The 11,802-nt window shown below is 69.4% G+C and carries 9 protein-coding genes (1 of these 9 cut by a window edge); 3 read left to right on the forward strand and 6 right to left on the reverse strand.

Annotated features, from left to right (window positions below; translation table 11 throughout):
• Nucleotides 1-387 carry the final stretch of a benzoate/H(+) symporter BenE family transporter gene (locus ACTT2I_RS17795; RefSeq protein WP_088435230.1) on the forward strand. 804 nt of this gene lie to the left of the window's left edge, so only the last 387 of its 1,191 coding nucleotides appear in the window; the start codon falls outside the window, past its left edge; the stop codon is at nt 385-387.
• Nucleotides 388-391: 4 nt separating this feature from the next.
• Here the strand turns inward: ACTT2I_RS17795 and ACTT2I_RS17800 are convergent, their stop codons facing one another.
• From ACTT2I_RS17800 to egtB, 4 genes are read right to left on the reverse strand one after another with little or no spacing between them, the layout of a single operon-like run.
• Nucleotides 392-955, reverse strand: a complete 564-nt coding sequence (locus tag ACTT2I_RS17800; protein ID WP_088435231.1) for a DUF2628 domain-containing protein — start codon at nt 953-955, stop codon at nt 392-394.
• Nucleotides 952-3,120, reverse strand: a complete 2,169-nt coding sequence (locus ACTT2I_RS17805) for a lytic murein transglycosylase (RefSeq protein WP_088435232.1) — start codon at nt 3,118-3,120, stop codon at nt 952-954. Before ACTT2I_RS17805 ends, ACTT2I_RS17800 begins: the two co-directional genes overlap by 4 nt.
• A gap of 54 nt (nt 3,121-3,174) precedes the next feature.
• Nucleotides 3,175-4,149 (reverse strand): L-histidine N(alpha)-methyltransferase, encoded by a 975-nt coding sequence (gene egtD / locus ACTT2I_RS17810; RefSeq protein WP_421100001.1) that lies wholly within the window; start codon nt 4,147-4,149, stop codon nt 3,175-3,177.
• The gene (gene egtB, locus ACTT2I_RS17815) at nt 4,146-5,432 is read right to left on the reverse strand and encodes an ergothioneine biosynthesis protein EgtB (protein WP_421100002.1); all 1,287 of its coding nucleotides are present in this window, start codon (nt 5,430-5,432) and stop codon (nt 4,146-4,148) included. The genes egtD and egtB overlap by 4 nt, the downstream gene beginning before the upstream one ends.
• 172 nt (nt 5,433-5,604) lie before the next feature.
• Between egtB and ACTT2I_RS17820 the strand changes: the two genes are divergently transcribed.
• Complete coding sequence (locus tag ACTT2I_RS17820; protein ID WP_421100003.1) at nt 5,605-6,912, forward strand: GGDEF domain-containing protein; 1,308 nt, start codon at nt 5,605-5,607, stop codon at nt 6,910-6,912.
• Here the strand turns inward: ACTT2I_RS17820 and ACTT2I_RS17825 are convergent.
• Nucleotides 6,891-7,286 carry a YchJ family metal-binding protein gene (locus ACTT2I_RS17825; protein WP_421100004.1) on the reverse strand — a complete coding sequence of 132 codons (396 nt, stop codon included), beginning with the start codon at nt 7,284-7,286 and terminating at the stop codon, nt 6,891-6,893. The genes ACTT2I_RS17820 and ACTT2I_RS17825 overlap by 22 nt on opposite strands.
• A 62-nt stretch (nt 7,287-7,348) precedes the next feature.
• On the opposite strand from ACTT2I_RS17825, the gene ACTT2I_RS17830 reads away from it, so the two are divergent.
• Complete coding sequence (locus ACTT2I_RS17830) at nt 7,349-8,125, forward strand: sulfite exporter TauE/SafE family protein (protein ID WP_070474219.1); 777 nt, start codon at nt 7,349-7,351, stop codon at nt 8,123-8,125.
• A gap of 37 nt (nt 8,126-8,162) precedes the next feature.
• Here the strand turns inward: ACTT2I_RS17830 and ACTT2I_RS17835 are convergent, their stop codons facing one another.
• Complete coding sequence (locus ACTT2I_RS17835) at nt 8,163-11,780, reverse strand: ATP-binding protein (RefSeq protein ID WP_421100005.1); 3,618 nt, start codon at nt 11,778-11,780, stop codon at nt 8,163-8,165.
• Between the last annotated feature and the right edge of the window lie 22 nt (nt 11,781-11,802).

Below are 11,802 nucleotides of genomic sequence, written 5' to 3' on the forward strand. Positions count from 1 at the left end.
GCCTATGGGCTCAACCTGGCCGCGATCACCGCCGCAATCTGCATGGGGCGCGAAGCGCACGAGGATCCGGCTCGCCGTTACACCGCCGCGGTGGCCGCGGGCGCCTTCTATATCGTCGTTGGGCTGTTCGGTGCGACGGTAGCGGCGGTGTTCGCCGCCTTCCCCAAGGAGCTGGTGGCCTGCGTGGCCGGCATCGCGCTGTTCGGGACGATCGCCAACAGCCTGGCCACGGCCCTGCGCGAGGAGGCCGATCGCGAAGCGGCGCTGGTGACGTTCCTGGTCACCGCTTCGGGCCTGTCGCTGGCCGGGATCGGTTCGGCGTTCTGGGGGTTGGTGGCCGGCGGGATCTGTCTGGTGGCATTGCGGCCGCGCCCGGCCGCACGCTGACCGGTCACGCGCCTTCCAGCAGCCTCAGCACGACGAACAGCGCCAAGCCCAGCCCCAGCGCGAGCCGGCTGGTGCCCCCGCGGCGTACCAGTTCGGCGTTGATCCGTTCCGGCTGCCCGCTAAAACGGGCCTGGGTCCGCGCCACCATGCGGCGGCAATGCCACCGGTACAGTGCATTGCCGAGGATGCCCAGCGACACCTGCAGTCCCAGCGACAGCACGATGCCGACCCATGCCAGATTCAGCAGGGCCATGGCCGTACCGATGGCGAGATTGGCGATCAGCACCGCCAACGCCACCAGGTACATGCGCCGGTACATAAGCCAGTGGAACCCGAACAGGAAAGCCGGCCAGTGCCACGGGCGCGGCCAGCGGCCACCGGCGTCATCCAGATGCCAGCGACGGGCATACAGCGCGAAGTTGTCGCCCACCACGCTCGCCAGCAACGGATGGCGGTCATGCACCGCCACGGCCGCATCGATCTGGGCGTCGATCATCGCCTCGTGCATGGCGGCGCTGGGCGCGCGATAAGGATTGCCGGCAGTCTCCTCGCCCGGCGCGGTACTCATAGCGGGCGAACCGCCAGGGTCTGCTGCAGCACATGCTGCGCGCCCGGCGCCAGGGTCACCACGTCCGGACCGGCGTTGGCCGCCTCCAGGCACACATAGTTGCGCCAGCCGGCGCCGACATCGGCCATCTTGCTCGCGCCCGCCTCGCCCGGATTCCACGCCACCAGCGAGCGACTGCCGGTGGTGGTGATCTCGATGCGGCGCTTCAGGCCCGGGTCCTTGAGCAGGTAACGGCCGCCGGCCTGGGTATAGATGCGGTCGCTGCGGCCCGGATCACGCGGGTCGCGCAGGCTCCACTCGCCCTGCTGCTGGCGGGGGGCAGCGTAGTTCTCGAACTTGTCCAGGTAGGACAGGCCGTCCAGGCCTTCCACGCTGACCTGCATCGCATCGCTGACATGGAAGTAGTTGTGCAGGGCCTGGGTGAAGGCGACCGGTTGGCGGCCGGTGTTCTCGGTGATCAGGCGCTGCTCCAGCGTGCGGCCGATCCGCAGTTCCATGCGCAGGCGCAGGTCCAGGTTCTCCAGCACCGGCGGGGCCAGGGTCAGCACCATGGTGCCATCGGCCTCGCGACGGGCCTGCTGCAGGGTCCATGGCACGTTGCGGACGAAGCCATGCGAGGGCACGTCATTGCCCTGCCCCTGGCGGCCGAAGTACGGCCAGCACACGGGGCTGCCGCCACGGATCGGGGTTGGCAGCGGCTGGGCACTGGGCGAGAGCCACATCACGTCCTGCCCGCCCTTGGGCACGTAGGACAGCAATTGGCCGCCGAACACGCTGATCGCGGCGGTGGCGAACGGCGTCTCGACCTTCCAGGCAGGGAAGCCCTGGATGTCGGCCAGGCTGAGCCCGGGCACCTTGGGCAGGGCAGCGCGCGGCGCGGCCGGCGACTGGACGTACTGGGCGTGGTTGGGCGGCAGGGTGAACACGGTGGATGCGGGCATGGTCGGTGGTGACGAAGGAGGGGCGCCGCGCAGGGCGGCAAGGATGCGCTGGCCGGCGCGGCCATCGGCGGGGGTCCAGCCCAGGCGCTGCTGTTCGGTCTGGATGGCGCGCCGGGTGGCGGTGCCGATCATGCCGTCGGCCGTGCCGATATCGTGGCCGCGGGCCAGCAACAGGGTCTGCAGTTCACGGCGTTCGGTACGGCCGATGCCGGGATCGTCGGTCGGCCAGGCCGCCACGATGCCCGGACCACCGCGCAGGCGGTCGGCCAGGGTGGCGATCGCCAGGGCGTAGCTCTCGGCAGCGTTGTACGCGTAGATCGCGTCGTAGTTGCGGAACACCAGCCAGGCTGGCCCCTTGGCGCCGGTCGGGAGCAGCAAGGCGGCCGTGCTGTCGGCGGGCAGCCCGGCCGGGGCCAACGCGCCGCCCGCCACCGGGAGGATGCCCAGCGCGCGCCAGTCGGCCAGCGGTTTGCGCTGGGTGCGGCCGGCCAGGCTGGCATTGAAGCCGGCCGGAATCTTCACTTCCATGCCCCACGGTTGCCCGGTGCGCCAGCCGGCCTTCTTGAGATAGTTGGCGGTGGAGGCCAGGGCGTCGGGAATGGAGGCGACCAGATCGCGACGTCCATCGCCGTCGCCGTCGACCGCGATGCGGGCATAGGTGGACGGCATGAACTGGGTATGGCCGAAGGCGCCGGCCCACGAACCGGTCAGCCCTTCGGCACGCAGGTCACCGGCGTCGATCAGCCTGAGCAGGGCCAGCAGTTCACCGCGGAAGAAGGGCTGGCGACGGCCTTCGCAGGACAGCGTGGCCAGCGACTGCAGCAGCGGGCGCTTGCCGAACACGCGGCCGTAATCGCTCTCCACACCCCACACGGCGACGATGGTGGCGGCATCGACACCGTACTCGGCCGACACGCGGGCCAGCAGATCACGGTGCTCGACCAGACGGGCGCGTCCATCGTCGACGCGCTGGCTATCCACCAGGGCGGCCAGGTAATCCCACAGCGGGGTGGTGAACTCCGGCTGTGCATCGAGCAGGGGCAGCACGCTGGGATCCGGGGTAAGCCCGGCAGTGAGCACGTCGAAGCGCTCGGCATGGATGCCCTGCTTGCCGGCCTGCGCTTTGAGCGTGACCAGGCAGCTGGCAAACGCATCCGGCGCGGCCACCGCCAGCGACGGTGCGCCGAGCCACAGCCCAGTCAACAACAGGGGCAACCATCGCATTGGCGGAATCCTTGCAGCCAGTGGACCTGCATCATAGCGGCAATGCCGCGCGGATCAGGCCGGCTGCAGCAGGCGCAGGCCGAAGGCGGGATCGGTCGCGTTCCAGTGGGCGTTGACCCGCAGGCCCGCGGCAGCGGCCATCGCCGCGAACACCGCATCGGTGTACTTGTGGCTGTATTCGACGGTCATCGCTTCGCCTTCGGCGAACGCGAAGCTCTGCCCGTCCACCTGCACGCGCTGGTCGCGCTGGCTGACCAGTTCGGTTTCGATGCGCAGGCGCGGCACGCTGTAGCGGGCGCGGTGGCGGAAACCGTCCAGATCGAAATCGCTGCCGATGTCGCGATTGAGCCGGCGCAGCAGGTTCAGGGTGAAGTCGGCGGTGACGCCGGCGGCATCGTTGTAGGCAGCCTCGATCAGCCCCGCATCCTTGTGCAGGTCGATGCCGATCAGGGCCATGCCATCGGGCCCCATGGTCTGGCGCATCGCCTTCAACAGTGCGATGGCATCGTCATGGGCGAAGTTGCCCAGCGTCGAACCGGGGAAGAACACCAGGTGGCGTGCCGGCTCGCGCTGCGGTGACGGCAACTGCACCGGCTGGGTGAAATCCGCGCAGACCGGCAGCATTTCGATCTCCGGCAGCGAGGGGGCCAGCCGGGTGATGCTGTCCAGCAGCGCGGCGCGGGAGATCTCGATCGGGGTGTAGGCCACGGGGTCGCGCAGCGCATGCAGCAGCAGTTCGGTCTTGCGCCCGCTGCCGCTGCCCAGTTCGACCACATGCACGCGGGGCCCGACCACCTTGGCGATGTCGCGCGCGCACTCCTGCAGCAGCTGCAGCTCGGTGCGGGTCGGGTAGTACTCCGGCTGCTGGGTGATCTGCTCGAACAGCGCCGAGCCCTGCGCATCGTAGAAATACTTGGACGGCAGCTGCCGCGGCGTGGACGAGAGGCCGCGCAGGATGTCGGCGGTGATCTGATCACGGTCCGGCTGCAGATCGGTCAACGCCTCGAGTGCATCACGGACCGAACTCATGCGATGTCCCGGGCCAGGCGCAGGCCGGCGAACTGCCACCGGGCCGACGGTGCGAAGAAATTGCGGTAGCTGGCGCGCAGATGATCGGCCGGGGTGGCACAGCTGCCCCCGCGCAGCACCCACTGCCCGCACATGAACTTGCCGTTGTACTCGCCCAGGTTGCCCGGGAAGGTGCGGAAGCCCGGATATGGCCCGTAGGCGCTGCTGGTCCATTCCCAGACATCGCCGAACAATTGAACGATGTCGCCGTCCTCTTCGGCCCCACCGGGGTGGAACTGATCGGCATCGGCGAAGCGACCCCGCAGCGGGCGACCGGCGGTGGCCGCCTCCCATTCGAACTCGGTGGGCAGACGGGCCTCCTGCCAGCGCGCGTAGGCGTCGGCTTCGAAGTAACTGAGGTGGCAGACCGGTGCGTGCGGATCGAGCGGGCGCCAGCCCCCCAGGGTGAACTCGCGCTCCAGTGCGTCATCCCAGTACAGCGGATGCTGCCAATGCTGGTCCTGGCACAGCGTCCACCCTTCACTCATCCACCAGCGCGGCTCGCGGTAGCCACCGGCCTGCACGAACCGCCGGTACTCCTCATTGCTGACCGGGCGGTTGGCCAGCGCATGCGCCGGGACCAACGCGCGGTGTACAGGCGATTCGTTGTCATAGGCGAATGTGGGCTGGGTGGGCCAGACCGGCGCGCCGATCTCCACGATCCGCTCGGGACTGCTGAGCCACCGCAGCGGCAGCGCACGGGCCGGTGCCACCGCCAGATCCTCCCGGTAGGCCGGCTGCAGCGGGTTGGACCAGAACGCGTGCTTGATATCGGTCAGCAGCAGCTCCTGGTGCTGCTGCTCGTGATGCAGGCCGAGCAGCAGCTGATGCTGGGCCTGTTCGCTCAGGCTGCCGGCCTGCAGTGCGGTGATCACGCGCTGGTCGATCTCGGCGCGGAAATGCAGCACCTCATCCAGTGACGGGCGCGAGAGCAGCCCGCGCTGCGGACGCGCATGCGCCGGGCCGATGCTCTGGTAATAGCTGTTGAACAGGTAATGCCAGTCCGCATCGATCGGGGCGTAGCCGGGCCGGGTGGCGAGCACGAAGCGCTCGAAGAACCAGGTGGTGTGGGCCAGGTGCCATTTGGCCGGGCTGGCATCGGCCATGCTCTGCACCATGGCGTCCTCAGCGCTCAGCGGGGCGGCCAGCGCGACCGTGCGGGCGCGCACGCCAGCGTAACGGGCGGCCAGCGACGCGGGCGGGACGGCAGTGAGCGGTGGTGCGGCAGCGACGGCGGTATTCATCGCGATCAGGATCGGCCAGCCGGGGTGAGTGTCACGTCATGGCAGGGCATCGCTGCGGTGACAGCGCTCAAGTTGAATGCGCGCGGGCCGCTATCGGGGGAGACTCCCTGCCTGTGTTGTCCGGTTTGCACGCTGCAGCCACGGCGCGCCGGCCCACGACGTGGACCCCTTCTTGCGGACGCACCTGCTACGCCAGCCCAGCCACTATCTGTTCGTGCTGCCTGCCGTGCTGGTGGCCGTGGGCCTGTGGGGCGCCACGCCGGCGGCCGAGGTCGGCAATCCTGTGCACCGCCTGCTGCCGCTGGTGCTGGCCTGCCTGGGCATCGGGCTGGCGTTGATCTACGCCCGCGTGCGGGCGGTCTGTCTGATGCTGGCGGTCGCACTGGCCTTCGCGCTGCTGCACGGGGTGGTCGGTACGTTCCTGCGTGAGGGCGTGATCTCGGACCACACGCCGCTGATTTTTCATGCCGTGTCGTGGTGGTTGCCGCTGCTGTTCCTGGTGCATGGGCTGTGGCCCGAGCGCGGGCGGCTGCGCCAGGACCTGCTGCTGCGCGGCGTGGTCAGCGGCACGGCGCTGGGGGTTTTCCTGCTGTTGGCCGCCCAGGGCCCGGACGGCATGCAGGCACTGCTGTCGGATCGACACCTGGCGTGGCTGCCGAGCGGCTGGAACGCGCTGGCGCAGCTGCCGGCGCTGTTGTTCATGGTGGCAACGCTCGCGCTGGGGGTACAGGCCTGGCACCAGCCGCGGCCGCTGCACACCGCCCTGCTGATCGCCCTGCTCTGCCTGTGGTGGATGCTGCCGCGGGTGTTCGTCTCGCCCGCGCTGCTGCCGGCGGTCAGCTGCATGGCGCTGCTGTTGATTGTTTCGGCGATGCTGCAGGAGGCCTTCCACATGGCCTTCCGCGATGAACTCACCGGGCTGCCCGGCCGCCGCGCATTCAACGAATGCCTGCAGCGGGTGGGGCCCACCTACACCATCGCGATGGTGGATGTGGATCACTTCAAGCGCTTCAACGATACCCACGGCCACGATGCCGGTGATGACGTGCTCAAGCTGGTGGCCGCGCGCCTGGCCGGGATCGGCGGCGGGGGCCGCGCGTTCCGCTACGGCGGCGAGGAATTCGCACTGGTGTTCCTGGATCGCCCAGCCCCGGCCTGTGTGGCGGCGGTGGAGGAGATCCGCGCGACGATCGAAGGCGCGCGGATGCACCTGCGCGACCGCGCCGCGCGCAGCCGCGACGATGCGGTGGGGCAGCTGCAGCGCGGACGCGGTGGCAGTGGCGCGGTGGTGCAGGTGACGGTGAGCATCGGCGTGGCCGACAGCCGGGTGGCTGACAGCCCGCAGGGCGTGATCAAAGCGGCCGACCAGGCGCTGTACGCGGCCAAGGACGCCGGCCGCAACTGTGTGCGCGCCCATGGCCAGCAGGGTGCCGTGGCGGTGCGCACGGCGGCGCTGGCTCAGGGCAGCGCGTCGAGATAGAACCAGCGGCCGTCTTCGCGCACGAAGCGGCTGTGCTCGCGCATCTTCACCGCGCTGCCGCCGCCGACCTTGTAGCGGGCCAGAAAAAGGACCTGGGCGTGGTCCGGATCTGACTGCGTGTGGTCCTGGATCGTCAGCCCCAGCCACTGGGTGCGCTGCCCGGGTGCTTCCTCCAGCGACAGCTCGGCCGGGCGCGTGGACGGGTGCCAGCTGGCCAGCAGGTACTCGGCCAGGTGGCGCACGTAAGCGCTGTAGCGCGAGCGCATCAGCGCTTCGGCATCCGGAGCGGGTGTGCCGGCGTGGTAGCAGCCGCAGCGGGTGCTGTAGGCCTGCGGGCGGCCGCAGGGACAGGGATCGGAGTTGGCGGTGGTCATGGGGGTATTGTCGCGCGATGACGGGGCGTATGCTGGCGCGCCTTCTGCCGCGATGTGCCGCCGTGCTTGAGCTGGTTCCCCCTGAGCTGTTGTGGTTGGTGGCGATCGCCTTCATCGCCGGCCTGGTCGATGCCGCCGTCGGTGGCGGTGGGCTGGTGCAGTTGCCCGGGTTGTTCACCGTCCTGCCGCAGCACACGCCGGCGATGCTGTTCGGCACCAACAAGTTCAGCTCGATGTTCGGCACGGCCGCCGCGGCATTCCGCTATGCGCGCAATGTGCGCTTCCCGTGGCGGCCGGTACTGTTCGCCGCGGGCACGGCCTTCGTGTTCTCCTTCGCCGGGGCCACGGCCGTCAGCCTGCTGCCCAAGGACGCGGTACGCCCGCTGGTGCTGGTGCTGCTGGTGGCGATGCTCGGCTACACGCTGTGGAAGAAGGACTTCGGTGCCCTGCACCGCCCGCGCGAGATCGGCCGCAAGGAGCTGGTGACCGCACTGGCGATCGGTGCGGTGATCGGGTTCTACGACGGCTTCTTCGGGCCCGGCACCGGCAGCTTCCTGATCTTCCTGTTCGTGCGTTTCTTCGGGCTGGACTTCCTGCGCGCCTCGGCCGCCTCCAAGGTGGTGAACCTGGCGACCAACGTGGCGGCGATCTCGTTCTTCGTGCCGACCGGCAACATCCTGTGGCTGTTCGCGCTGCCGATGGCCGCGGCCAACATCATCGGCTCGGTGGTCGGCACGCGGATGGCCCTGCGCGGCGGCACGCCCTTCATCCGCAAGTTGTTCGTCGGCCTGGTGGTGGTGCTGATCGCCCGGATGGGCTGGGATACCTTCGCCGGTTAGCAGGACGGGTCAGCCCTGGGGCTGACCCGCCGATTGCTCAGCGCTTGGGCCTGGCCGGCTTCTTGGCGGCGGCCTTGGGGGCTGCTTTGCTGGCCACCTTGCTGGCGGCTTTCTTTGCCGGCGCCTTGGCCGCGGCTTTCTTCGGGCGCGATGCCGGTACCGGTGCGTCCAGCGCCGTTGTGGCGGCGTCGGCCTGCCCGGCGTGCGGTTCGGCGATCACCGCGTCGGCCGCCGTTTCGGGCACCTCGACCACGTCCGGCGCTGCGGTCACGGCCGCTGCCGGCGCCACCGCGGCCTCACCGCCGGCACGGGCGCGCTCGGGCAGCTTCAGGCGCTTGCCCTCGTCGTCGTACTCGATCAGCAGCACGCCGGAGTCGTGACGACCGCTGATCTCCACGAAGCAGGCGCCCCCGATGAACGGCTCCAGCGTCATCACCGACTTCAGCGGGGTGGCCACGACCATCTGGAACCCGAAGTTGTCGAAGATGTTCATCGCCAGCGCGGTGAACTCGTTGTCGGCCTTGTCGAAGGCTTCATCGAGCACCACCGCCGCGTAACTGGGCAGCTGGCCGTCGGCGCCGCCGAGCTGGTAGCGCAGCGCGGCCGCCAGGCAGGTGGTGGCCAGCTTCTGGCGCTGGCCGCCGGACTTGCCTGCACCGCTGCGGTAGATCTCGACCTGCTGACGGGTGGCGGCGTCGAGTTCGACGCCGACGAATTCCACGTGCAGGCGCACGTCCAGCACCAGCTCGCGCCAGCGCTTGTCCTCGCCTTCCTGCGAGCCGAGCTTGGCGACCAGCTCACGCAGCACCGCGAACTGCGCTTCGGCCAGTTCGCGCTGCTCGGTCTGCTGTTGGGACAGCACGTCGCGCAGGCGCTGGTGGAAATCCAGCACTTCGGGCAGGCGGCGGTCGGTGAGTTCGATGGTCAGCAGGGTGCCGCGGTTGAACGGCACCTGCTCCAGCGAGGCATTGACTTCGTCCAGACGCTGGGCGATCGACTTGCGCGCCTCGGCGGTGTGGCGCTGCAGGGCCAGCAGGTTGTTCTTGCTCTGGCTCTGCAGCAGATCGAAGAAGCGTGCCTCGTGCTGCGGCAGGCCGTCGTTCTCCAGCCGCTGCAGGCGGGCCAGGAAGTCTTCGGCGCTGGACAGGCTGACGGTGAAGTCACCGCTGTCTTCCGGCCAGGCCTGGCAGTAGCGGCGGAAGCAGCCCAGCAGCAGGTTCTCCAGCCGGTTGTGTTCGGCCTGGGAGCCGCCGAGCTGTTCGTTGAGCGTGTTGCTGATCTGCCGGAAGTGGGCTTCCAGGTTCTCCAGGCTGAGCACGCCGAGCGCTTTGAGGCGTTCGTCCAGGCCCTGTTGCTGCAGGGGCGTGACCACGCGCTTGGCCAGCGGCGCGCACTGCTCATGCAGCCGCTCCAGGCGTTCGTGTTCACGGCCAAGCTGGCCGCGCTCCACGCGCACGTCTTCATAGGTGCGCTTGGCCTGGGCCACATCGGCCCGGGTCTTCTCGATCTGTTCGCCCAGCTTGCGCAGATCGGCATTGCCTTCGCGCAGGTCGTGCAGGGCCTGGGCGATGTCGTCCAGGCGCTGCAACGGTGCGGCCACATCGATCTCATCCCAGCCCAGCGTGCACAGCTGATGGCAGGCCAGACGGGCCTTGCCCTCGTGCTCGCGCTGCGCGCGCAGGCCGGCCACGTCGCTGTCGCAGGCGGCGATGCGCTGGGCCAGTTCGATCGCTTCTCGCTCGTACAGATCCAGCTTGTCGCGGTTGTTGAAGCCGAGCAGCCAGCGGCGGCGGTCGCTGATGTTGTGGCGGTCGTCCTTTTCGAAGCGCTCGCCCGGGTGCTTGACCTGGCCTTCCTTGGTGATGCCGCGGTCGGTATCGCGCAGGTGGCGTGCATCCACGCATTCGTAGTCGAAGCGTTTGCCCAGCTCGCGGCGCAGCCAACCGGCATAGCCATGCTCGCGCAGCACCAGCTTGTGCAGCAGCGAGCGTGCACCGGGCTCGCGGCCGTGCAGGGCATCGTCGTTGCGGCGCACGCGGTAATAGACCAGGCGGGTACCGAGGTGGGTCTGGTTGATCCACTCCGAGACCTGGGCATGGTGGCGCTCATCGACCAGCAGCGACTGCGCGAAGCCGTGCAGCACGCGCTCGATGGCGCCCTGCCACGCGGCGTCTTCGTCGCGGACCTGCAGCAGTTCGCCCACGAACGGCAGCGCCGCCTCGGGAATGCCGGTATCGCTGCTCAGGCGCGCGCGCAGCTGCTGCATCGGCGCGGGAATGCTGGACGGGGTGCGCTTGAGCGCTTCCAGTTCCGAACGCACCTCGGCGAAGCGGCGTTCGTCGTCGCGCTTGCCGCCCATGCGCTCGGCGATGGCTTCGTCCAGTTCCGCCGCAGCACGCTGGCCGTCGTCCAGGCGCGCCTGGGCCCGGGCCAGCTGTTCGGCGAACCCGTGCGCGGTCTCGGCCAGGGTTTCGCCGAGCTCACGGCTGGCGTGGTTGGCCTGGCTGCGCTTGGCCAGGCGGCGGTCGCGTTCCTGGGCCACACGGCCCTGCTCGCGCTCCAGCTCTTCGATGCGCTCGCCGCCCTGCTGGCGACGCTGCGCCTCCAGTTCGGCGAGGTGGCTTTCATGGTTCTCCAGCGCACTGCGGCGCTGGCCTTCTTCACCGGACAGACCGCGGTCGCGGGTGTCCAGTTCCAGCAAGCGCGCCTCCAGCAGGGCCAGGCGACGCTGCTCGCGCACGCCGTCGATGCCCAGCTTCATTTCGTCCAGGTCTTCGCGCTGGCGGCGCAGCGCCTGCAGATCGGCGTAATGCCCGCGTGCGGGCAGCAGGGTTTCGACCTGGCGGCGCGCGGTGACCACCGCCTGGTGGGCGCCATCCAGTTCGGCGAAATCATCGACCAGCCGCTCGGCGGCATCGAAGGTGCGCGGTGCGTCGAGCATGAAGTCGCGCAGGAACACATTCAGGTCGCCGAGGTTCTTCGCCGACTGGGTCTTGTGCAGCAGGCGCAGCGCCATCTCGTTCTCGATCCCGAGCACGTGGCGGAACCGTTCGGCATAGCTGGCGAAGCTGTCGAAGTGATGCACATCGCCCAGGCGCTGCTTGAGCTTGCGCAGGTCCAGGTCGAAGCCGCCGAGGTCGCGCGCGATGTCGAAACTGCGCTCGGCGACCATGTAGTGCTTGCGCACATCGGCCGCGGCCGCGCCGTTGCCGGCGATCCAGAACAGGCGCACCAGGCTGACGATGCGGCCGTCATTGCTGCGGTATTCCAGCACCAGCGCGGTCCAGGTGGCGCCTTTGCGCAGGTACTGGGTGGCGATCTCGCCGGTGCCGCTGTCCTGCTGGTCGGCCCAGGCGCCACGCACGTAGGAGACCAGGTTGCGGTCGCGGCCACTGCGTTCGGCTTCGCGCGCGGCGGCGTTGAAGTCGACCAGGGCCGGCGGCACCAGCAGCGCGGACATCGCATCGAGCAGCGTGGACTTGCCCGAGCCGGAGCGGCCGACGAACAGGAAGCCACGTTCGGCGATCGGCACTTCGGTCAGGCCGGAGAAGGTGCCCCAGTTGTGGACCTGCAGGCGGCGCATGCGGAACTGCTGCGCGCGCGGGTCGGGCTGGTCGCCGGGGAACAGGGCGGGTGCGGGAATGTGGACGGTCATGGCAGGGCTAGCAATCCAGGCA

The organism is Stenotrophomonas sp. PUT21 (genome assembly GCF_052232875.1).
GTDB lineage: Bacteria > Pseudomonadota > Gammaproteobacteria > Xanthomonadales > Xanthomonadaceae > Stenotrophomonas > Stenotrophomonas maltophilia_N.

Coding starts and splice junctions, on each gene's coding strand:
- ACTT2I_RS17805 (WP_088435232.1), bottom strand. CDS start 3,120: ATGCGATGGTTGCCCCTGTTGTTGACTGGGCTGTGGCTCGGCGCACCG.
- ACTT2I_RS17825 (WP_421100004.1), bottom strand. CDS start 7,286: ATGACCACCGCCAACTCCGATCCCTGTCCCTGCGGCCGCCCGCAGGCC.
- egtB (WP_421100002.1), bottom strand. CDS start 5,432: ATGAATACCGCCGTCGCTGCCGCACCACCGCTCACTGCCGTCCCGCCC.
- ACTT2I_RS17835 (WP_421100005.1), bottom strand. CDS start 11,780: ATGACCGTCCACATTCCCGCACCCGCCCTGTTCCCCGGCGACCAGCCC.
- egtD (WP_421100001.1), bottom strand. CDS start 4,149: ATGAGTTCGGTCCGTGATGCACTCGAGGCGTTGACCGATCTGCAGCCG.
- ACTT2I_RS17800 (WP_088435231.1), bottom strand. CDS start 955: ATGAGTACCGCGCCGGGCGAGGAGACTGCCGGCAATCCTTATCGCGCG.